We start from the raw sequence: 21,587 nt of genomic DNA, 5'->3' as shown, positions 1-21,587 counted from the left end.
GCGCAGTTCACCGCGAAAGGACTCCACGCCAGCTCTCGGAGCACCCACCCCGTCGACCATCTCGCGTCGCCGCGTCCTCCACTCCGCATATGATCCCGTCACCCGCACCACGCGCCTGCAGTGGATGATCCCGGCAGGGACCCGCGTGACGAGCGAATCGCGCTCCAGCAGGAACCCGCGGATCCTGTTCACGTTCCGCGACGGCGCCTCGAGCACCAGCGGGGCCGGCCGGATCACGAACAAGGTGGTGATCCGCAGCATCGCCGGCGGACGCATCGTCGAGCCCGGAAGCCTCCCCCTCGAGTCCTCCGTGGTCAAGGACTACAACCAGAGGGCGACCAGCCCCGACGGCATCTACTGATCCCGTCGGGCTCGTCCCGCACATATGGGCCATCTGTCATGGTCAGGTCGTGACACCTCATGACGGCGGAAAGCACCCCGCGCCGTGGACCATGGAGGCATGCGAACAGCACCCGATGCCCCAGACCCCCGCGCGGAGCCCGTCGCTCCCCCGGCTGTCGAGCTGACCGACCTGCACAAGAGCTTCCGTACACGCTCCGGCCGGATCGCGGCCGTCGACGGGCTGGACCTCACGATCACCCAAGGCGAGATCGTCGCCCTGCTGGGCCCCAACGGGGCCGGCAAGACCACAGCGCTGGATATGGTGCTGGGCTTCACCGACCCCACGTCCGGGACCTGCCGCGTCCTGGGGCTTCCCCCGCGCCAGGCGGTCAACCAGGGTCGGGTGTCGGCGGTGCTGCAGAGCGGAGCCCTGCTGGATGACCTGACGGTGCGCGAGACCGTGGCGATGGTCGCCACGCAGCATCCCCGCCATCTTCCCGTCGACGAGGCCCTGGAGCGTGCCGGAGCCTCCGGCATCGCCCGCAGGAAGGTCTCCAAATGCTCGGGAGGCGAGCAGCAGCGTCTGCGTTTCGCCCTGGCTCTGCTGTGCGAGCCCGAGCTGCTCGTGCTCGACGAGCCCACCGCCGGCATGGATGTGACCGTGCGACGCGAGTTCTGGGCCTCCATGCACCAGGAGGCCCAGCGGGGGCGCACGATCATCTTCGCCACCCACTACCTCGAGGAGGCGGAGCAGTTCGCCGACCGCATCGTCGTGGTGAGCGCCGGGCGCATCATCGCCGACGGCACGACCGAACAGATCCGCGCCATGGGCGGGCTGCGTCGCGTCACCTGCCGCTGGGACCCCGACGACGGCGACCCCGCCTCCGTGCTGAGCCGGCTTCCCGAGGGCGTGCAGATCGAGCAGACCCCGGAGCGCACCGTCTTCAGCGGCGCCGATACCGACCTGATCGCCCGCACGCTGCTGACCACGACCCGGGCCAGCGACCTGCTGATCGCCCAGGCCGGCCTCGAAGAGGCCTTCGTGGGACTGACCTCGACAACCGCCGACGACGCCGCCTGAGCGTCCCCGGGCAGCCGTCCACCCGCATGAAGGAGCCCTCGTCATGACCACCTCCACCGCATACGGCGCGCAGGCAGCGCCCTCGCCTGTCTCTGCAGCTCGACGCAGCCCCGTCCTGGCCGTCCTGCGCTACGCCGCCTACGACCTGCGACGGAATCTGCGCATGGTCGAGAGCCTGTTCTTCGTCATCGTGCTGCCCTCTGCGCTGTACCTGATGTTCGGGGCGCTCACGGAGTTCGGCGACTTCCCCGCCGGCTCAGGCAATGTCGCGGGGACGATCGCCGTCTCCATGGCCGTCTACGGAGCCACTGTGGCCACGACCAACATCGCCGGCACCGCAGCCGTCGAGCGCTCCAAGGGATGGGGCCGACTGCTGGGGCTGACTCCCATGCGCCAGGCGGAGTACGCCGCCGCGAAGGTCCTGGTGGCGCTGGCCATCGCAGCGCTTCCGGTGATCGTCGTCTTCATCGTGGCTGCGCTGACGGGCGCCGACATCGGCCCGATCGGCACCTGGCTCGCCACCGGCCTGATCACCGTGGCGGCCTCGGCCATGTTCGCGCTCTACGGGCTGACCTTCGGGCTGCTGTTCCGCTCGGAGTCCGCCGTCGGGGCCGCCTCGGGCCTGCTCGTGGTGCTCGCGTTCTTCGGCAACCTGTTCATGCCGCTGTCCGGGACGCTGCTGGAGATCGCCAAGTTCACTCCCATGTACGGGCTGAAGGGGCTGGCGTCGTGGCCGCAGCTGGAGGGGATGAACGCCGCGCAGGAGGACAGCCTGCTGGGGCTTCTGGTCAATGTGCTCGCCTGGACCGCGATCTTCGCCGTCACCACCCTGCTGGCGGCCCGACGCTCGACGGCTCGGGCATGACCATCTCCCCCGCCGAGACCACGCGCGACGAGCGCATCGGATCGACCCTCTACGCCTCCATCTGGCTGATCTTCCTGGCCTTCCCCCTGGTCGGGCTGCTGCGCAGCGGACACGGTCCGGCGGCCATGGCCGTCGGCATCGGGCTCCTGCTGCTCTTCGCCGTCGTCTACGTGCTGTCCTGGTGGGAGCCGGGCGCCCTGAGCCGCCTGCCGCGCATCCCGGCCACCCTCATGTGGCTGTTCGGCCTGACTCTGTGCCTCGCTCTGCTGACACCCTTGCTGGGCGGGTCGGTGCTGGGGTGCTTCCCCTTCCTGGTGGCGCTGCTCGCATTCCGCCTCCCCTCGGTGCGCTCCCGCGTGATGTGGATCCTGGTGCTCGACGCGCTGACGGCGGCCCTGCTGATCTGGGTGTGGCCTCAGCACCTGTTCTGGGGCGTCCCGGTCATCGCCATGTCCTCGGTCCTGATGGCCGTGCTGGCCTCCGTGATGGACCGCGAGGAGCGCACACGCGACCTCGCCGAGCAGCTGCTCCTGGCGCAGCAGCGGGAATCGCTGGGACGCGACGTCCACGACCTGCTGGGGCACTCGCTGACCGTCATCACGGTCAAGACCGAGCTCGCTCGCCGGATGGTGGAGCGCGACCCGCAGCGCGCGATCGCCGAGCTCGATGAGGTGCTCGCCCTGTCCCGCCAGGCCGCCGGTGAGGTGCGGCAGGCCGTCGGCGGTCAGCACAGCCCCGAGTGGGCGGCGCAGCTGCGCTCGGCGCGCACGGCCCTGGACGCCGCCGAGATCGAGGCGCGGCTGCCCGGTCCTGCTGGCCTGCCGGCCGAGCAGCAGACCCTGCTGGCCTGGTGCCTGCGCGAGGCCGTGACCAATGTGATCCGCCATGCCCAGGCCACCGTCTGCACGGTGGAGGCCGGACCCGGCAGACTGGTGGTGGAAGACGACGGCGTCGGAGCCGATCCGGACGCGGCCACGGGCAACGGCCTGCGCGGCATGCGCGAGCGCGTGCGCCAGGCAGGCGGCGAGCTGATCCTCAGCGCCGCCGACGCCTCCCCCGATCGCCCCGGAACCCGACTGGAGGTGCGGCTGCCATGACCGAGAAGATCCGCCTGCTGCTGGCCGATGACCAGGCGCTGGTCCGCGGCGCCCTGGCGGCGCTGCTGGAGCTCGAGGGGGACCTGGAGATCGTCGCCCAGACGGGTTCGGGAACGGAGGTCGTGGACCTGGCGCGCGAGCACCGCGCGGACGTGGCGCTGCTGGACATCGAGATGCCCGGCCGCGACGGCATCGAGACCGCCGCCGCCCTGCGGGACGCGGGGATCGGGTGCCGCAGCCTCATCGTCACCACGTTCGGGCGCCCCGGGTACCTGCGCCGGGCGCTGGAGGCGGGGGCACGCGGCTTCGTCGTCAAGGACACGCCTGCCGAGCAGCTTGCCGCCGCGGTGCGCACCGTCCACGGCGGTGGACGCGTGATCGACCCCTCCCTGGCCGAGGAGTCGCTGATCACCGGCGGCAGCCCTCTGACCGAGCGCGAGCGCGACGTCCTGCGCATCGCCCTGGACGGCGCCTCCGTGAAGGAGATGGCCGCCCGCCTTCACCTGTCCCAGGGCACGGTGCGCAACCACCTGTCCTCGGCGATCAGCAAGACGCATACGGCCAACCGCGCCGCGGCCGCACGTGCTGCGCAGGACAACGGGTGGCTCTGAGCTGTCAGAGCATCGGTGCGCATGGCGAACCTTTTAGGATGTTGGACACAGCCTGAACGATGACTGAATGCCCGAGAACCCGGAGGCCCCTGTGTCCCACCCCCGTCGCTCCCCTGTCCTTGCCCTCGGCACGCTCGCCCTGGCTCTGGCCCTGGCCGCCTGCACCCCTGAGGCATCCGACGACTCCGCCGAGCAGCCGGCTCCCGAGACCGTGACGGTCACGCAGACGGTTCCAGCCGAGGACCAGTCCTCCACGGAATCGTCGTCCGAAGCCGAGGAGGACTCAGCATCAGCCGACAGCGGAGACTCCGCCGAGCCGTCGAAGGCGGTCGAGGATGACGAGGCGGCCAAGCCTGCCGCCGACGCCTCCGGCCTCAGCGAGCGCGGCAACATCCCCAAGCAGATCGGCGAGGAGGCGAGCCTCACCGCCTCCTCCGGGGAGAAGGCGCTGTCCTTCGAGGTCACCGATATCCAGCCCGACTTCCAGTGCACCAGCCCCTACGCGGAGGCCCCGGAGAACGAGTCCTTCGTCAAGGTCGACATCACGGCCAGCACCGGATCCGCCGAGGACATGGAGGAGCTGTTCTACATCGACTCCATGATGTTCAATCCGTACGACTGGAAGTTCGTGGATTCTTCGGGCCGCACGGCCAACGACATCGGCACGGTCGCGACCTATGCCTGCCTCGAAGGATCAGAATCACTGACCAACGAGATCGGTCCGGGCGAGAACGTCTCCGGCTCGCTCGTCTTCGATGTCACCGACTCCTCTGGCACGCTGATCTATGCCCCCGTCTTCGACACCGAGGGCTGGGAGTGGAGCCTCTGACCTACTGAGGGTTCTCGTCACAGCGCGGCTCCGTCCGAGGACGGGGCCGCGCTGTGCTGTCGGAGCGGGCTGAGAATCTGAGTCGCATGGAACAGACCTCCTCCCTCGACATCGTCCTCCCCCTGGTGCTCTTCATCGCAGGCGCGGTGGCCGGTCTGGCCGTGGGCTGGCTGCTTGCGTCCCGTCGTGCGGCCGGTGGAGCGGACGGCCGGGAGCTCGAGAGCATGCGGCAGGACAACGTCGAGCTGCAGCGCCGCCTTGCCGCCGCGCAGGAGAGCTCCCGGCTGCAGACCGAGCGCGTGGCGGCGCTGGAGGAGCGCTCCGCCCAGGACCAGGACGTCCTCACCGCTCTGGCTCCGCTGGCCGATCGGCTGCGCGGGGTCCAGGAACACGTGACCCGGCTCGAGAAGGACCGCTCGCAGCAGTTCGGGGAGGTCTCCCGCGCGCTCGAGCAGGCTCGGGAGGCGGACGCCGAGCTGCAGCGCGTCACGGGATCACTGGCCGGATCGCTGCGCTCCAACTCCGCCCGCGGCGCCTGGGGCGAGGTCCAGCTGCGCCGTGTGGTGGAGGCCGCGGGGATGCTGCGCCACGTCGACTTCCAGGAGCAGGTCCACGTGCAGACCGAGGACGGTGCGCACCGCCCGGACATGGTCGTGAAGCTGCCCGGGGAGCAGCGGCTGATCGTGGACGCCAAGGCCCCCATGGCCTCGTACCTGCGCGCCCAGGACCTCGGCCACGACGGCTCGGAGCAGGCCCTCGCAGCCCGGACCAAGCTGCTCAAGGGCCACGCCGATGCCCTGCGAGCGCACGTGGACGCCCTGGGCTCCAAGAAGTACTGGACCTCGACCGTCGGCTCCCCCGAGCTGGTGCTGTGCTTCGTTCCCGTGGAGTCGGCGCTGTCGGCCGCGCTGGAGGCGGATCCCTCGCTGCTGGATCACGCTGCGGCGCGCAGCGTGGCCCTGGTGTCGCCGGTCTCCCTGCTGGCCTCGCTCAAGGCGGTCGCTTTCTCTTGGCGCCAGGAGTCGCTGGCCCAGGACGCCTCGCAGCTGCTGCAGCTGTCGCGGGATCTCTACGACCGGCTGGGCACCGTGGGCGGGCACCTCAGCGCCATGGGCGGGTCCATCCGCCGCTCCGTGGAGACCTACAACAAGCTCGTGGGCTCGCTCGAGACCCGCGTTCTGCCCACGGCCCGTCGCCTCAACGACCTGGATGTCACGGCACCGGCCGACGACCGCCTGGAGACGGCCACGGTCGAGTCCACCCCGCGTGCGATCACAGCCCCGGAGCTGCTGGACCAGGAGACGCAGGAAGGGCCGCAGGACTGACCTATCGATCGGCCGACAGGCTCAGCGGGCCGGGCGCGCTCCGCGGCCGCCGAGACTGCGGGAGGCGTCGCCGTCTGCCGTCAGACGCGCACGCAGCTCCTTGGGCAGCGAGAAGAGGATGTCCTCCTCTGCGGTGACAACCTCCTCGACGTCCTCGTAGCCGTACTCGGCCAGCAGGGCCATGACGTCGCGGACCAGGACCTCCGGCACGGAGGCCCCCGAGGTCACACCCACGGTGCGCACGCCCTCGAACCAGGACTCGTCGACCTCGTTCGCGGTGTCGACGCGCTCGGCGCGGGCTGCGCCGTACTCGGCGGCGACCTCCTTGAGGCGCACGGAGTTCGACGAATTCGGCGAGCCGACCACGATCACCAGATCCGTCTGCGGGGCGATCTCCTTGATCGCGCCCTGGCGGTTGGAGGTGGCGTAGCAGATGTCATCGGAGGGCGGATCCTGCAGGTTGGGGAAGCGCTCGCGCAGGGCGGTGACGATCTCCAGGGTCTCGTCCACGGACAGCGTGGTCTGCGACAGCCACACGAGGTTGTCGGGGTCCTCGACCTCGAGGCTCGGCACGTCCTCCGGGCCGTTGACGATGATCGTGCGGTCCGGGGCCTCGCCGTAGGTGCCCTCGACCTCCTCGTGGCCCACGTGCCCGATGAGCAGGATCTGGCGGCCCTGCTTGGCGAAGCGCACGGCCTCGCGGTGCACCTTGGTCACCAGCGGACAGGTGGCGTCGATGGTCTGCAGACCGCGCTCGGCGGCCGAGCTCACGACCGCCGGGGAGACGCCATGGGCGGAGAACACGAGCAGGGAGCCCTCAGGCACCTCGTCGACCTCCTCGACGAACACGGCGCCGTCCGCCTCGAGGGTCTGGACCACGTGCTTGTTGTGCACGATCTCCTTGCGGACGTACACCGGTGCGCCGTAGTGCTCGAGCGCCTTCTCGACCGCGATCACCGCACGATCCACGCCGGCGCAGTAACCGCGCGGCGAGGCCAGCAGGACCTTCTTGTCCCCTTCGACGGGCGCTGCCGCCGCGATCTCCTGCGGAGAGCGGCGCACGCGGGGGACGACAGGCATGGAAAGGGCGACGGGTGCGGACATGTCCCGCATTCTACGGGCTCAACAGGTGACGGGGACATGTCATGCATGTCACCGGGTCGCCCCGCGGCCCGCCACAGGCTCAGGCCTCGATGACCCGCCGTCCCCTGCGGCTCAGCCCGGTGGCCGAGCCCCCACGGGAATCGTCGCCGCCCAGCCGCCAGGTCAGGCGCAGCCCGCCCAGCACCACGCCCGCGGCGGACAACGCCACGCCGGCCCACAGCCAGGGGCTCAGTCGCTTATTCAGCCCGGCGTCGAGCGCGGCGAACATCCGATCGACCACCGTGCGCCCCACGCCCTCCAGATCCGGGGAGGCCATGGTCGTCTCGGCGAATCCCTGCAGGGCCATCCCGGCTGCGATCACGCCGCCGATCAGGCCGAGGCCGGCCCCCAGCAGCATCCACTCGCGGTGCCGGGCGATGACCAGCGCCAGCACGGCCGCGACGCCGGCGGCGATCCACCAGTACGGCGCCTGCTGCGAGACCTCGGCGAGCTGATCCAGGGCGGGGCCGGTAGCTGAGTCGGGGATCTCGGCCACGCCGCCGTCGATCCCGGGCAGATCCATGGAGGACAGATCGATCTCCAGTCCGAAGGGCAGTCGGTCGCTGATGGACCCGGAGAGCCCGTCCAGGACCGGGGCGACGTCGACCTGCAGGTCCTCCGGGGCGCCGTCGGGCCCCTCGGCGGCGGCCACATTGGCGTCGTAGGTCCCCTCCATGACCTCACGCATGTCCTGCGGGTAGTCATCGCCGTCGAAGTACTCGACCAGGGTCGAGCCCACCCTGCGATCCACCCAGCCGGTGATCATCCCGCCCACCGGGATGTCGCCGGTGTCGGCGTCCTGGATGGCTTGGGAGGCGGAATCCAGGGCCATGGCCTCGATCTCATCGCGCAGCTGCTGATCCGCCAGCAGATCCTCCGACAGCGCCGAGAACCCCTCGCGGTCCATGACCGTGTCATCGATCCAGGTGGTCGTCACGGCCATCACCGCAGCCAGCCCGGCGCACAGCGCCAGCACCGCGGCCACAACCGTGCGCAGCACACCGAGCGCACCGCGGCCTCGGCGCCGTGCGGCGGGTGCGGGGCGATCCCAGGGCAGGCCTGCGGCAGGGGCCTCGGAGCGCGGAGCAGTCATGCGCACCACGCTACCGGGACCGGCTGTCCACCGACCGGCGTCGGACCCGTGACCTGCCCGAGACGGGTGGTATGCATGGACCATGACGGAACAGCCCCCCGCCGGAGACCAGCGCCCGGCCCCCGCCCCGCGTGCGGGGCTGACCACGCCGGAGAACCCGTGGCCGCTGCGCCTGCTGGCCGAGAACCTCCACGCCTACATCGCCCGCTGCGACCCCACCTGGGTCGAGGGCCAGATCATCGAGATCAATCAGCGCCCGCGCGTCACCTTCCTGACCCTGCGCGACGTCGACCAGGAGATCTCAGTGCCCGTGACCCTGTTCCCGCGCGAGATGCAGGCGCTGGAGACCCCGCTCGAGAAGGGCATGCGGGTCGTGGCGCAGGTCCGCCCGGACTACTGGACCAAGACCGGTCGGCTGTCGATGATCGGCCACGGCGTGCGCCCGGTGGGCCTGGGAGACCTGCTGGTGCGCATCGAGCAGCTGCGCCGGGCACTGGCCGAGGAGGGCCTGTTCGACGCCGAGCGAAAGCGCCCCATCCCCCAGCTGCCGCAGCGCGTGGGGCTGATCACCGGGCGGAACTCGGATGCCGAGAAGGACGTGGTGCGCAATGCCTCCCTGCGGTGGCCGTCGGTGCAGTTCGAGATCCGCAACGTGGCCGTGCAGGGCGCCGCCTCGGCGGGCCAGGTCATGGGCGCGCTCGCCGAGCTGGACGCGCACCCGGACGTGGACGTCATCATCATCGCCCGCGGCGGCGGCGCCTTCGAGGACCTGCTGCCGTTCAGCGACGAACGGCTGCTGCGCGCCGTCGCCGATGCCACCACGCCGGTGATCTCGGCGATCGGGCACGAGAACGACCAGCCGCTGCTGGATCACGTGGCGGATGTCCGCGCCTCCACACCCACCGACGCCGGCAAGCGAGTGGTCCCTGATCTGGTGGAGGAGAAGGCGAATGTGGCTCGCGCCCGAGCGGTGCTGGATCGCGCGGTGACCCAGTTCCTGGACCGCGAGCGCCGCGCCCTGGACGCAGTGCGCTCCCGTCCTGTGCTGGATCAGCCGGAGGGCATGATCCTGGTGCGAGAGGAGGACATCGACCGGCTGCGCGAGCGCGCCCAGCGCACCACCGCCCACCGGATCGATCGCGATCGCACGGCGATCGAGCAGATGAAGCTGCGGGTGCGCGCGCTGTCGCCGCAGCAGACCCTCAACCGCGGCTACGCCGTGGTCCAGGACGATCACGGCGTCGTGGTGCGCGGCACCGATCAGGTGGCCGTGGACGACGAGCTCACGGTGCGCCTGGCCGCCGGCGAGCTGTCGGTGCGCGCCCTGGAGCTCTCCCAGCGCCGCCCAGGCCAGCGCCGCGACGACTGACCCGCACTGTCTGGAATTCCCGAAAGGACCCCACTCATGACCGAGACCACCCCGTCCTCCCCCGGCGCAGCACCGGATCTGTCCGATATCGAGTCCATGGGCTACGAGCAGGCTCGCGAGGAGCTCGTGGCCACCGTGTCCAAGCTCGAGGCCGGCGGCACGGCACTGGAGGAGTCGCTGGCGCTGTGGGAGCGCGGCGAGGCCCTGGCCAATCGCTGCGAGCAGTGGCTCGACGGCGCCCGGGACCGCCTGGACGCTGCCCGCGCGCGCCGAGAGAGCGTCGACGACCAGGACTGAGCCGGCAGCTCAGCCGCTCGGGCGCAGCCGCTCGAGCGCCTCGAGCAGCTGCTCCATGACCGCCTCGCGGTCCTGCGCCCGATCCGCCAGGATCCCGAGCGCGGCGTTCTGGTACAGCCCGTCGCCCATATGCAGCACGGCCTGAGCCGCCACGGGATCGCCCAGCTCGGCCTCGAGCATCCAGTACCAGCGGGCCTCGAGGCTCAGCATGGCCTCCCTCGCACCCTGATCGCCGCTCTGGACCAGGCGCGAGGTCGTGAGGATCGAGCGGTCCAGGGCGGTATCGGCCCACAGGGAGGAGCGCAGGTAGGCCCGGGCGGAGCCTTCGGCGGAGGCCTCCATGGCCTGCGTGCCTTCCTCGGCGAGTTGCCGCATGCGCTCCACCGAGGCGTCGGCCAGCTCCTGCCGGGTGGAGAAGTGGTAGAGCAGCCCGCCCTTTGAGACCCCGGCGCGCGCCGCCACGGCCTCGAGGGTCGCTGAGCGCTCGCCCTCGTCCACGACGATCCGGTCGAAGGCGTCGAGGAGCTTCTCCCGGGCTTGGGGCTTGCGTGCCACGTCTGCTGCCTCCTCCGTCTGCCGTCGTCGCGACGGGTCGAGCCGATGGATCCGCAGCGACGGAGGCGCCGCTGCGGTGAGCCTCACGACACTCGCGTGAAACCATACCGTCCAGACGGTACAGTTACGCGGGTGCCGCTGTCACGGCGCACCCAAGATGACGCCGCTCGCCCGAGCCGCCGGTGAGGCACCGCCCCGGTCCCGCTCGAAACCCGCGAGCCGAGAGCATGTGAGGAGGTCAGCGTGTCCACTGTCCAGACCGCCACCCAGGAGCAGGGCACCCAGCGCAGCGCGTGGATCGGGCTGGCCGCCCTGATGCTGCCGGTGCTCACCGTCGCGGTGACCACCACCACCCTGAGCTTCGCCCTGCCGGATATCGCCGCCGACCTGCGCCCCACCGGAACCCAGCTGCTGTGGGTCGTGGACATCTACCCGCTGATCCTGGCCGGCCTGCTGATCCCCATGGGCACCGTGGGCGATCACATCGGCCGTCGACGGCTGCTCATGATCGGGGCCGTGGGCTTCGCCCTGTCCTCCGCGGCCGGCGGGCTCTCCACGAGTCCCGAGATGCTCATCGCCTCCCGCGTGGCCGTGGCCGTCTTCGGCTCCATGCTGCTGCCTGCCACCCTGTCCCTGATCCGCGTGCTCTTCCCCTCGGACGACTCCCGCCGCATCGCGATCGCCGTGTGGACCGCAGGCTTCAGCGCCGGCGCCGCACTCGGCCCGCTCATCGGCGGCGGGCTGCTCACCTGGTTCAGCTGGCACGCCGCGATCCTGGCACCGGTGCCCTTCTGCCTGCTCTTCGCGGTGCTGGCTCCCATCGTGCTGCCGGAGTCGCGCGATCCGAACCCCGGCAAGCTGGACCTGGTCTCCGCCGCGCTGGCGATCCTGACCATGACCCCGATCGTCTACGGCATCAAGACCGCCGCCACCGCAGGCTCGGTCCTCACCGCCGCGGTGGCCCTGCTCGTGGGCCTGGCCTTCGGAACCCTGTTCGTGCTGCGCCAGCGCCGGCTGAGCCACCCCATGCTCGAGCTCGGGCTGTTCCGCTCGGGCCGCTTCTCCGGCGGCGTGCTGGTGAACATCGCCTCCAACTTGGCCCAGTTCGGCTTCCTGTTCTTCCTGACCCAGCACCTGCAGCTCGTGGTGGGCATGGACTCCTTCACCGCCGGGCTCATGATCATCCCCGGCATGTCCCTGGCCATCGTCTCCGGACTGGTGGGCGCGCGCTGGGCCGGCACCGCCGGGCCCCGCACGGTCGTGGTCACCGGAGTCCTGCTGATCGCCGCCGGCTACGCCGTGCTCGCGGTGTTCGCGAACGACTCCTGGTGGCCGCTGACGCTCGGCTACGCCGTGCTGTCGCTGGGGCTGGGCTTCTCGACCACGCTGTCCACCGAGCTCGTGGTCGGCTCGGTCCCGCCGGAGAAGTCGGGCTCGGCCTCGGCGATCTCCGAGACCGGCTACGAGCTGGGCTCCGTGCTGGGCACCTCGCTGGTGGGCGGGATCGTCACCGGGCTCTACCAGCGCTTCCTGCTGATCCCCGAGGACCTCGACCCCGACAGCGCCCAGGCCGCTCGCGAGACGCTGGGCGGCGCCTACGCGGTCGGCGGCCAGTCGGCCGACGGCCAGCAGCTGATCGACGCCGCGGGACTGGCCTACACCCAGGCGATCCAGATGACGGGCATCGTCTCGACGATCGCTCTGATCGCCTTCGCCATGCTGGCCCTGCGCCTGCTGCGCAGCCCGTCGTTCACCGCGACCGTCGATGCCCGCACGGGGCAGATGTCGATCGTGCCCCCGGCCTCGACGGATCCCGAGGACTGATCCGCCGCAGTCCCGGCTGGCGGCAGATCAGCAGGCCACCAGAGCTGATGGCCTGCTGAGCTGTCACGAGCTCCCAGCGCACCACGGTGCCGCGGTCGCCCTCGCCCGGAACGACGACGGCTCCCCAACTCGAGGAGTCGGGGAGCCGGCGTCGTCAGGGGTTCCGATCAGCGGACCTGGTGGTAGCTGCCCAGGAACTCCTCGATGCGATCCAGCGCCGTGGAGAGCATCTCGACCGAGGGCAGGAAGACCAGGCGGAAGTGATCCGGCGTGGGCAGGTTGAAGGCCGAGCCGTGGCTGACCAGGATCTTCTGCTCCTTGAGCAGGTCCAGGGCGAAGCGCTCGTCGTCCACGATGCCGAACTTCTCCACGTCCAGCTTGGGGAACAGATACAGCGCCCCGCGAGCGGGCTCGCAGGTCACCCCGTCGATTGCGTTGAGGCGCTCGTAGGCGAGGTCGCGCTGCGCCTTGAGGCGACCGCCCGGCAGGATCAGGTCGTTGATCGACTGATAGCCGCCCAGGGCCGTCTGGATGGCGTGCTGGGCAGGCACGTTGGCGCACATGCGCATATTGGACAGCAGCTTGAGCCCCTCGAGGTAGGACTCCGCCTTCCAGTTGGGGCCGGTGATCGCCAGCCAGCCGGAGCGGTAGCCCGCCACGCGGTAGGCCTTGGACAGCCCCGAGAACGTCAGGCACAGGACGTCCTCGCCGCACAGCGCGGCCAGGTTGATCATCTCCGCGCCCTCGTAGGTGATCTTCTCGTAGATCTCATCGGCGAACAGGATGAGGTCGTGCTCCTTGGCCAGATCCACGATCCCCTGCAGGGTCTCGCGCGAGTACACGGCCCCGGTGGGGTTGTTCGGGTTGATCACCACGATGCCCCGAGTGCTCGGCGTGATCTTGGCCCGGATGTCCTCGAGATCCGGGTTCCAGCCGTCGGCCTCGTCGCAGGCGTAGTGCACGGGCGTGCCGCCGGACAGGGCTGTGGCTCCGGTCCACAGCGGGTAGTCCGGGGCGGGTACCAGGATCTCATCGCCGTCGTCGCACAGCGCCTGCAGCGACATGGTGATCAGCTCGGAGACGCCGTTGCCCAGGAAGACCTCGGAGACGTCGAGGTTCATGATCCCGCGGGTCTGGTAGTACTGCACGACCGCGGTGCGGGCCGAGAAGATGCCGCGGGAGTCCGAGTAGCCCTGCGCGTTCGGCAGGTTCTTGATCATGTCCACCAGCACCGCGTCAGGGGCCTCGAAGCCGAACGGCGCGGGGTTGCCGATGTTCAGGCGCAGGATGCGGTGTCCCGCGTCCTCCATGCGCTCTGCCTGCTCGAGGACCGGGCCTCGAACGTCGTAGCGGACATCGGCGAGCTTCTTGGACTGGGTGATCTTGCGCATGGGTCCACGATACGCCGGAGCTAGTTCTGCGTGTCCCACCAGTAGTCGGCCGCTTCGTAGGGCGTGTACAGCGTCTGGGAGGTCGTCATCCGCGTCAGCAGGGTCATGGCCTCGGCATCCAGGCGGCCGTCGACGTCATCGACCACAGTCCGGACGCTCTGCGGCAGCTGCTCGTCGGCCACGGGGACCACGCGCTCGGGGATCATGGCCCCGGCGCCGTCGTCGAGGACCACGAGCGCGTTGTCCTCGATCTCCGGAAGCGTGGTGACCACAACGGCTGCCTGCACCTCATTGCGCAGCAGCGCCTCCACGGTCTCCTTCGGCGAGTCGAAGCCCACGATCTCCTTCGGCTGACAGTCGTAGAGCGCCTCGAGTGCCGGGACGGTGACCGGCTGGTCGGTCTCGGACCGAGGCACGCCGAAGGTCATCTCCGAGCAGTCCTCGCTCAAGGATTCGAGGGTGCTGCCGGACAGCTGCGCGCCCGTGGCCGCGGTGACAGCCATGGCCCGTGTGCGATCGGCGGAGCCCGTGGGCAGAAGGGTCAGGCCGTCGGGCAGCTGCTCCTGCACGGCTGCCTCGACATCGGCATCCGAGAACCCCGCGGTTCCTGGGTCCTGTCCCACCAGGGAGGTCAGCGAATCGATCAGTCCCCCGCTGTCGGCTGCCGCCTCCTCCCCGGGGCTTGGGGTCGGCTCTGCTGGGGACTGCTCGGCTGAGGCGGCGTCGAGCTCCAGATAGAGATCGCCGGTGTAGTCCGGGTAGACGTCGAGCTTGGCGTCCTCGACCGCCTGCAGATAGGCGGCACGGCCGCCCTCGACTTCGCGGACCTCGGCCGCGATGCCGCTGTCTTCAAGCGCCAGCACCCACGCATCCGCCACGGCCTGCGTCTGCAGGGTGGGGCCGGCCCCGACCAGGACCGGGCCATCGACAGAGGCCGCCGGCTGTGGGTCCTCGCCGCCGTCCCCGCAGCCGGTGAGCACCAGCAGCCCGGTCGCGGCGATCGCCAGCAGATCGCGCGGGGCCGTGCTGCCGCCCCCGGAAGACGTAGTGTCCCGCTGCCCGCTGATTTCCATGCGCGCCAGTCTAGGGAAGCGACGGCGAGCAGCTGACCGGCCGATTGCTCACACCACCCGCATCCGGGGGCCGAATCCTCACCGTCTCAGCGCGGAAGCAGTGACTACTCGGCCTGTCGATGACTGAACGGTGCGGATTCGGCCGGTCGCTGGGCGCACCGGGTCTCGCCGACGTCCCGAGCGGGTGCACCTAGGATCGGGGCCCATGAGCCTTCAGCACTGCGCCGTCTATCAGCAGGGACATCGGATCGGATCCCCCGGCACGATCGGCGAATGCGCGGCCATGCTCCATCAGGAGCCGGACGGGCGCTTCACCTGGATCGGGCTGGAATCGCCCACCCGGGAGGACTTCGATCAGCTGCAGCAGCACTTCGAGCTGCACGACCTGGCCGTCGAGGACTCCCTGCAGGCCCACCAGCGGCCCAAGGTCGAGCGCTACGGGCAGGACATGTTCACGGTGCTGCGCCCTGCCGTCTACGACGACGCCCAGGAGCAGATCCGGATCGGGGAGCTCCATATCTTCCTGGGCCCCGACTACGCCGTGACGGTGCGCTATGAGCCCTCGGAGGTGCTGCGCCGAGCCGCCCGTCGGCTGGAGGGCGATCCCGAGCTGCTGGCCTGCGGGCCCTCGGCCGTCCACTACGCGGTGGTCGATCAGATGGTGGACGACTACTTCCCGGTCCTGCAGGGGGTCTCGGCCGATCTGGATCAGATCGAGGACGACCTGCTGGCCGGCGAGGACCGGGTCTCTCCGCGCATCTACAGCCTGGCTCGGCAGGTCACCGCCTTCCACCGCGCCAGCGAGCCTCTCGAGGGCATGCTCGGGCAGGCGGCTCGGGCGGATCGGCTCAGGGACGATGAGAGCATGCGCCATCTGCTGCGCGACGTGTCCGATCACGCCGTGTCGGTGACGCGTCGCCTGGAATCGCTGCGCTCGGCGCTCAACGACGCCATGCAGCTCGACGCCACCCTGACCGCCGGCCGGCAGAACGATGCCGCCATGCAGCTCAACGAGCAGACCAAGAGGATCTCGTCCTGGGCTGCCATCCTGGTGGTGCCGACCCTCATCGCCGGGATCTACGGCATGAACTTCGACGACATGCCCGAGCTGCACTGGGCGCTGGGCTACCCGTACTCGCTGGGGCTGATGGCACTGTGCTCGCTCGTGCTCTACATCGTGTTCAAGCGCAAGGACTGGCTGTGAGCCCTCGTCGCTGAGCACGACGACGGCCGGTCCCCTTCCGCGGAAGGCGACCGGCCGTCGTCGTGGTCCGTGCGGTCCTCAGGCGCGCTTGGCGCGGCGGGCGGCCTTCTTCTCCTCGCGGCGCTCGCGCATCTGCTCGTCCTTGCGGGCACGCCGGGCGAGGATGTCATCGACCGACTCATCGCGGGCGAAGTCCGTCTTGCCGCGGCGCATCTTGACGATGCGGTTCACGACCCACCAGAGCAGGAAGAGGATGACCACGACGTAGACGATGTTGGAGAACACGCCGGCCCATTCCTCCATGAGGTGCCAGTTCGAGCCCAGGACCCAGCCGGCCACCACGAAGATCGTGTTCCAGATCAGCGACCCCAGCGTGGTCAGCCCCGTGAAGAACCAGAACGGCATGCGCTCCACGCCCGCGGGGATCGAGATCAGCGACCGGAACAGCGGCACCATGCGGCCGAAGAAGATCGTGTAGGGGCCGTACTTGTCGAACCAGTCCTCGGTGCGCTCGACGTCGTGGACGTCCACGAGCGGGATCTTGTCCACGATCAGATACAGCCGACGACGGCCCAGCCATGCCCCCAGCCCGTAGAGCGCCATGGCTCCCACCACCGAGCCCAGCGTGGTCCAGAAGATGGCCTCCCACAGGGTGAAGCCGCCCTGAGTGGCCGTGAATCCGGCCAGCGGCAGGATGATCTCCGAGGGCAGAGGCGGGAAGAGGTTCTCCGCCGCCACCAGGATGCCGGCCCCCGGTGCGCCGATCGCATCCATGAGGTCGACGGACCACCCGGCGATGCCGGTCAGCCCGGCTTCCTCGGAGGCCGACTGCGCGGCGATCTGCGGTGCGGACTGGGCTGCGATGGTCAGCGCTGAGGTGCTGATCAGGGGCATGGGTCTCCTCGGGAGGTCTGGCTCGCGGCTTCCGCGCCGATGGGCTGCTGCGGCACCGGGAACGATCTGCGTCAGGACATGCTCCCAGACCGGGCCGGGTATCCGCTGGGAGCCATCAGGTGCCGTTGAGGCGCGGACACTATCCTGCCCGCCATGCAGCTGCTGGCCTCCTCAGAGATCTCCCCCGCCGACATGACCACCTGGTCCTTCTGGCTCGGAGCCCCCTCCCGGATCCTGCTGATCATCCTGATCGCCCTGGTGGCCTCCGCGCTGGTCCGGCTGATCATCAAGCGCATCACGCGCGGCATCGCCAAGGGCACGCATTCCCGTGTGGTCGCCAAGGTGGAGGCCTCCGGGACCCGTCGCTGGGTCGAGGACTCCGGCATCGCGACCAAGCGCCAGGCGCAGCGGGCGCGCACCGTCGGCGCGGTGCTGTCCTCGGTGGTGGTGCTGATCATCTGGGCCGTGGCGCTGCTGATGATCATCTCCGAGATGGGCTTCAACATCGCCCCGGTGCTGGCCTCGGCCGGCATCGCGGGCGTGGCCCTGTCCTTCGGTGCCCAGTCGCTGGTCAAGGACTACCTCTCCGGCATCTTCATCGTCGCGGAGGATCAGCTCGGCATCGGCGACATCGTGGACCTGGGCGAGGCCTCGGGAACGGTCGAGGACGTGGGCCTGCGCATCACGCGCGTGCGCGATGTGGAGGGGACCCTGTGGCACGTGCGCAACGGGGAGATCCTGCGCGTGGGCAACCAGTCCCAGGGCTGGGCTCAGTGCGTGCTCGACATCCCGCTGCCCTACGACATCGACCTGGACGACATGATCCGCCGCCTCGAGGCCGAGCTCTCCTCGCTGCCCCGCGACCCCGACGTCGGCCAGCACGTGATGGGCGCCCCGGAGGTCTGGGGCGTGGAAGCCCTGTCCGGCGAGTCGCTGACCGTGCGCCTGGCGGTGAAGACCGCCCCGGCCCAGCAGTGGGCCGTGGCCCGGTTGCTGCGCGTGCGGATCAAGAAGATGCTCGACCGCGAGGGCCTGCGGGTGCCCCTGGTCAACCAGGCGGTCATCCGCGGCGGCGGCCTCACCGTCGACTCCCCGCACGACTCGACCCCACCCACCGGGGCGCAGCCGATCGTGGGCGGCGGGCAGCCGAAGCAGGGCTGAGGCCGGGGCGCCCTGCTCGGCAGCCCCGGCTCAGCGCCCCCGGCCGGGCCTTCCGCCGCGGCCCTTGGGCTTGCCGCCGGGTCGACCGCCGCCGGAGCGGCGCGGGCGGCCTCCGGCCAGCCGCTTTCCGGCCAGCTGATCGCCGCGGCTCGTGCCCTTGCCCGTGCGGGAGCCTCCCGAGGCGGCACCGGACTTGGCCTTGCCGCGCTTGCGCGCGGCCCGTGCCGCCCGCTGCACCTCTGGATCGCGGCTGTTCGAGAGGTCCTCGTCCCCGCGGGTCGCGGACGAATCGGACTCGCTGCCTCGGGAGCTGCCCTCACGGCGCCCGCGCACGATGCCCTGGAAGTCCTGGACCATCGCCTCGGTCTGCTCCGGCAGGCCCTTCGGCCACACCAGCACGACGGGCACGAGCGGCAGCTCCGGGATCGGGCGATAGGTCAGGTCTTTGCGGTGATGCCAGCGCGCGACCGACATGGGCGCCACGTACAGCCCCACCCCGGCGGCCACCAGCTCCACCGCCGCCCCGGAATCCGCGATCTCGGGCAGCTCGCGCGGTGCTCCGTCCTCATCCGTGCCGCGCCCCCGTGCCGACGGACGGTGCTCCGGGAGCTGATCGAGGTCCTGCAGCAGCCACTCGTCGGTCAGCTCGGCCACGGGGACGTCGTCGAGCAGGGTCAGCTCGTCGTCCACGGGCAGGATGACGACCTGCTGCTCGTCGTAGAGCTCGACCACGTGGAAGGTCTCCCGCAGCCGCTGCAGGTCGGTCAGCGCCGGGCCTGCGTCGTCACGCGGGTGGGGTGCCAGGCGGATCAGGGCGACGTCGGCCGTCTCCCCCAGCGCCTGCGGCCACTGCCCCGGCGCCAGCTGCTGCTCCTCGAGCCCGTCGCCGCGCTCGCGCCAGCGCCGCAGCCACTTGCCCGGCATCATCCCGGTCTCGTAGCCCACGCGCAGGACAGGGCCCTGCGCCGTGGCGGAAGCACTCGACGCAGGCCCCGGCACGTCCTGCTGGTCGGCGACATCCTGCTGCTCGGGCTCCGGGTGCGCGTGGGATTCCATGCCGCACAGACTAGAGGCTGCGCCCGGAGTTGGACGCCCAGCCACCTGGGGCGTACCCTGATCTGGTTCGTTCCGGGGCTATAGCTCAGTTGGTAGAGCGCTTCGTTCGCAATGAAGAGGTCAGGAGTTCGATTCTCCTTAGCTCCACCCCGTGAAAGGCCCTCCGATCAGGCATGACGCCGAATCGGAGGGCCTTCTTCATGCCCTGTTGCAGCAATCGCCCCGCGCCCAGCCCCCGAGCAGGTCGAGTGGCCTCTCAGTGTGAGTCAGCGTCTCCCCCGTCATCCAGTGGCGTCGTGGTGTGCGCCCGCGGGTGCACACCCACACCACGACGCCACTCGAATCGAGCGAGGACTCTGCGGGGCCACTCGATGCCGTGCGCATCCCCGCAAGGCTGCCTGGCGCGCCACGTCCTAAGCTGGTGGCATGTCTTCTCTCGCACTGATCACCGGAGCCTCCGCGGGCATCGGCCTCCAGCTCGCCCACGGCCTGGCCGACCGCGGATTCGACATCGTGGGCGTCGGGTCCGGAGCCCGGATCCTCGACCTGCCCGAGCAGCTGCCGGGCGTCGAGGTGCACCCGGTCCAGGCCGACCTGTCGACTCATGAGGGCGCGGACGCGGTCTGGCAGGCTGTCCAGCAGCTGGATCGGCCGCTCGAGGTAGCGGCCCTGAACGCCGGACGCAGCCTCGGCGGCTCTTTCCTGGACACGGACCTGGACGACGAGCTGGCCATGCTCGGGCTCAACGTGACCTCGCAGGTCGTCCTGGCCAAGCACGTGGCCCGGCACATGGCGCAGCGTCGAGCGGGGCGGATCCTGATCACGTCGTCGCTGTCGGCCACTACACCGACCCCCTATGAGTCGATCTACGGGCCCACCCGCGCCTTCATGAGCAGCTTCGCCCAGGGACTGCGCCAGGAGCTGCGCGAGTTCGGCGTGAGCGTCACGGTCCTGATGCCCGGGGCCACGGCCACCGACTTCCACCACACGGCCGGCATGGACGACACGAAGTTCGGCTCGAACGACTGGAAGAACGATCCGTCCGTCGTCGCGCGGCAGGGCCTCGACGCGCTGTTCGCGGGCAAGGATCATGTGGTGGGCGGAGACGCCGCCACCAAGCGCGCCGCTGCTGTGAACCGCGTCCTTCCCGAGCGCATCAAGGCGGAGCGCTTCGCCCGCGATTCCAAGCCGGAGAGCTAGAGGGAGCCTCGGCGTCGAAGTGTTCGATACGGATCGAGGGAGGGATCGAACTCGTCCGCGGCCGTGCGACGAATCGTCGCCAGCTCGTTCTGCAGGTTCTCAGCCGGAACATAGGAGGCGCCGCGCTTGTCGCCGCGACGATCCAGGACGCCGGCGCGGACGGCTGCTCCAAGGTCCCTCGAAGCCGTATTGGCGTTGACATCCGAGGACTCCCGATAGTGCGCGTTGGTGAGGCGCCATCCGGTGAAGCAGAACTCGAGCGCCGCCGCAGACCGCTCAGGAAGCCCGTTGGCTGCAATCAGCTCATCGACCAGCACCGCGATCTGCTCCAGCTCGCGGATCCTGCGCCTGATGGTCATGGCCTGACGGTAGTGGGCCGTGAGCATGAACTCGAGCCACGGCCCCGCGTCCCGCTGGGGAGACCACCGGCCGGCCCCGACACCGGCGAGAACGTCGTAGTAGGACTGGGTGTTGCGACCCAGATGCTCCTCCACAGAGACGAATTCGGCGTCGGAGACATCGTGGCGATATAGGCACCATGACTGCAGGATCCTCGACAGGCGGCCATTGCCGTCGCTGAACGGGTGGATCATCACCAGGTTCAGATGGGCCATGGCAGCCACGACGAGCGGATGCGCCGTTGCCTGCTCTGCGATCGACTCCAGCAGCTCGTTCACGAGTCCAGGGACATCCTGAGCATCCGGGCCGGTGTACACGGCGCTGCCCGTGTCCTGCTCCTGGACATAGACCTCGGACTCCCGAACCCGTCCCGGGCGCTTGCTGAGATCATGGCTGGTGACCATGAAGTGCAGTGCCAGCAGGTCCGGGAGGCTCATGGTCCGGCCTCCTTCAGCCATGACCCGCGCATAGGTCATCGCGTCTGAATAGCCTTTGACGGCCAGCCAGTCGTCGTCGACCTCGACCAGTTCCTCCTGCTCGACGGCCATCGCCAGGGCCTCGTCCCGGCTGACGTGGATGCCCTCGATCGAATTCGACCCCAGGATGTCCCGGGCCCGCTGCTGCCGTGCCAGGGTTCCGACCCACCGGTGCGGCGCAGCGAGGTTGTATCGCAGGTCGGTTCGGTGACGATCGATGGCCGCCAGCACCGCCGAGTCATCATCCGTCAGGGCCGGAGTCGTGAACAGCATGCGGCGCCTTTCCTCTGTGGAATCAGATA

At 70.0% G+C, this 21,587-nt stretch carries 21 protein-coding genes and 1 tRNA gene; 14 read left to right on the top strand and 8 right to left on the bottom strand.

Annotated features, from left to right (window positions below):
* The 7 genes from M3E84_RS07015 to rmuC form a co-directional block, all read left to right on the top strand.
* The coding region (locus M3E84_RS07015; protein WP_259895502.1) for a hypothetical protein at nt 1-361 on the top strand (361 nt) is incomplete at its 5' end.
* Nucleotides 362-460: 99 nt separating this feature from the next.
* Nucleotides 461-1,423, top strand: a complete 963-nt coding sequence (locus tag M3E84_RS07010) for an ABC transporter ATP-binding protein (RefSeq protein ID WP_259895501.1) — start codon at nt 461-463, stop codon at nt 1,421-1,423.
* A gap of 43 nt (nt 1,424-1,466) precedes the next feature.
* Nucleotides 1,467-2,288, top strand: coding sequence for an ABC transporter permease (locus tag M3E84_RS07005; protein WP_259895500.1), 822 nt, complete (start codon nt 1,467-1,469; stop codon nt 2,286-2,288).
* Nucleotides 2,285-3,385 (top strand): sensor histidine kinase, encoded by a 1,101-nt coding sequence (locus M3E84_RS07000; RefSeq protein WP_259895499.1) that lies wholly within the window; start codon nt 2,285-2,287, stop codon nt 3,383-3,385. Before M3E84_RS07005 ends, M3E84_RS07000 begins: the two co-directional genes overlap by 4 nt.
* The gene (locus M3E84_RS06995; RefSeq protein WP_259895498.1) at nt 3,382-3,996 is read left to right on the top strand and encodes a response regulator transcription factor; all 615 of its coding nucleotides are present in this window, start codon (nt 3,382-3,384) and stop codon (nt 3,994-3,996) included. Before M3E84_RS07000 ends, M3E84_RS06995 begins: the two co-directional genes overlap by 4 nt.
* A 67-nt stretch (nt 3,997-4,063) precedes the next feature.
* On the top strand, nt 4,064-4,825 hold the full coding sequence (locus M3E84_RS06990; protein ID WP_259895497.1) for a DUF4352 domain-containing protein: 762 nt from the start codon (nt 4,064-4,066) through the stop codon (nt 4,823-4,825).
* An 86-nt stretch (nt 4,826-4,911) separates the two neighbouring features.
* Nucleotides 4,912-6,150, top strand: a complete 1,239-nt coding sequence (gene rmuC / locus M3E84_RS06985; protein ID WP_259895496.1) for a DNA recombination protein RmuC — start codon at nt 4,912-4,914, stop codon at nt 6,148-6,150.
* A gap of 21 nt (nt 6,151-6,171) precedes the next feature.
* Here rmuC and M3E84_RS06980 read toward each other — a convergent pair whose 3' ends face one another.
* Together M3E84_RS06980 and M3E84_RS06975 are read right to left on the bottom strand one after the other, a co-directional pair.
* Nucleotides 6,172-7,254, bottom strand: coding sequence for a 4-hydroxy-3-methylbut-2-enyl diphosphate reductase (locus tag M3E84_RS06980; RefSeq protein ID WP_259895495.1), 1,083 nt, complete (start codon nt 7,252-7,254; stop codon nt 6,172-6,174).
* 79 nt (nt 7,255-7,333) lie between these two features.
* Nucleotides 7,334-8,386 carry a hypothetical protein gene (locus tag M3E84_RS06975; RefSeq protein ID WP_259895494.1) on the bottom strand — a complete coding sequence of 351 codons (1,053 nt, stop codon included), beginning with the start codon at nt 8,384-8,386 and terminating at the stop codon, nt 7,334-7,336.
* Nucleotides 8,387-8,468: 82 nt separating this feature from the next.
* Between M3E84_RS06975 and xseA the strand changes: the two genes are divergently transcribed.
* Together xseA and M3E84_RS06965 are read left to right on the top strand one after the other, a co-directional pair.
* A complete protein-coding gene (gene xseA / locus M3E84_RS06970) occupies nt 8,469-9,755 on the top strand; it encodes an exodeoxyribonuclease VII large subunit (protein WP_259895493.1) in 1,287 nt (428 codons plus the stop codon).
* 36 nt (nt 9,756-9,791) lie between these two features.
* Nucleotides 9,792-10,052, top strand: coding sequence for an exodeoxyribonuclease VII small subunit (locus tag M3E84_RS06965; protein WP_204782806.1), 261 nt, complete (start codon nt 9,792-9,794; stop codon nt 10,050-10,052).
* Nucleotides 10,053-10,061: 9 nt separating this feature from the next.
* Here the strand turns inward: M3E84_RS06965 and M3E84_RS06960 are convergent, their stop codons facing one another.
* Nucleotides 10,062-10,607, bottom strand: a complete 546-nt coding sequence (locus tag M3E84_RS06960; protein WP_259895492.1) for a TetR/AcrR family transcriptional regulator — start codon at nt 10,605-10,607, stop codon at nt 10,062-10,064.
* A gap of 243 nt (nt 10,608-10,850) precedes the next feature.
* Here M3E84_RS06960 and M3E84_RS06955 point away from each other — a divergent pair, with 243 nt between their 5' ends.
* On the top strand, nt 10,851-12,431 hold the full coding sequence (locus tag M3E84_RS06955; protein WP_259895491.1) for an MFS transporter: 1,581 nt from the start codon (nt 10,851-10,853) through the stop codon (nt 12,429-12,431).
* Between the two features lie 167 nt (nt 12,432-12,598).
* Here M3E84_RS06955 and M3E84_RS06950 read toward each other — a convergent pair whose 3' ends face one another.
* Both M3E84_RS06950 and M3E84_RS06945 read right to left on the bottom strand, forming a co-directional pair.
* Entirely contained in the window at nt 12,599-13,822 is a 1,224-nt protein-coding gene (locus M3E84_RS06950) for a pyridoxal phosphate-dependent aminotransferase (protein WP_259895490.1), read from the bottom strand.
* 20 nt (nt 13,823-13,842) lie between these two features.
* On the bottom strand, nt 13,843-14,895 hold the full coding sequence (locus M3E84_RS06945; protein ID WP_259895489.1) for a glycine betaine ABC transporter substrate-binding protein: 1,053 nt from the start codon (nt 14,893-14,895) through the stop codon (nt 13,843-13,845).
* Nucleotides 14,896-15,100: 205 nt separating this feature from the next.
* Between M3E84_RS06945 and M3E84_RS06940 the strand changes: the two genes are divergently transcribed.
* Nucleotides 15,101-16,099: a magnesium and cobalt transport protein CorA gene (locus M3E84_RS06940; protein ID WP_259895488.1), complete on the top strand. Its 999-nt coding sequence runs from the start codon at nt 15,101-15,103 to the stop codon at nt 16,097-16,099.
* A gap of 78 nt (nt 16,100-16,177) precedes the next feature.
* Here M3E84_RS06940 and M3E84_RS06935 read toward each other — a convergent pair whose 3' ends face one another.
* Entirely contained in the window at nt 16,178-16,993 is an 816-nt protein-coding gene (locus M3E84_RS06935) for a DedA family protein (RefSeq protein ID WP_259895487.1), read from the bottom strand.
* Between the two features lie 153 nt (nt 16,994-17,146).
* Between M3E84_RS06935 and M3E84_RS06930 the strand changes: the two genes are divergently transcribed.
* Entirely contained in the window at nt 17,147-18,154 is a 1,008-nt protein-coding gene (locus tag M3E84_RS06930) for a mechanosensitive ion channel family protein (protein WP_259895486.1), read from the top strand.
* Nucleotides 18,155-18,184: 30 nt separating this feature from the next.
* Here M3E84_RS06930 and M3E84_RS06925 read toward each other — a convergent pair whose 3' ends face one another.
* Nucleotides 18,185-19,210, bottom strand: a complete 1,026-nt coding sequence (locus M3E84_RS06925; RefSeq protein WP_259895485.1) for a LysR substrate-binding domain-containing protein — start codon at nt 19,208-19,210, stop codon at nt 18,185-18,187.
* Between the two features lie 74 nt (nt 19,211-19,284).
* Between M3E84_RS06925 and M3E84_RS06920 the strand changes: the two genes are divergently transcribed.
* Both M3E84_RS06920 and M3E84_RS06915 read left to right on the top strand, forming a co-directional pair.
* Nucleotides 19,285-19,357 (top strand) — tRNA-Ala (locus tag M3E84_RS06920).
* A gap of 279 nt (nt 19,358-19,636) precedes the next feature.
* A complete protein-coding gene (locus M3E84_RS06915) occupies nt 19,637-20,410 on the top strand; it encodes an SDR family oxidoreductase (protein ID WP_259895484.1) in 774 nt (257 codons plus the stop codon).
* Here M3E84_RS06915 and M3E84_RS06910 read toward each other — a convergent pair.
* Nucleotides 20,407-21,558 carry a Fic family protein gene (locus tag M3E84_RS06910; protein WP_259895483.1) on the bottom strand — a complete coding sequence of 384 codons (1,152 nt, stop codon included), beginning with the start codon at nt 21,556-21,558 and terminating at the stop codon, nt 20,407-20,409. The genes M3E84_RS06915 and M3E84_RS06910 overlap by 4 nt on opposite strands.
* Nucleotides 21,559-21,587 lie beyond the last annotated feature (29 nt).

This window comes from Kocuria sp. p3-SID1428 (assembly GCF_025149945.1).
Classification (GTDB): domain Bacteria; phylum Actinomycetota; class Actinomycetes; order Actinomycetales; family Micrococcaceae; genus Kocuria.
Note: the sequence above shows the minus strand (reverse complement) of the source record. Positions and strands in the feature narration are given on the sequence as shown.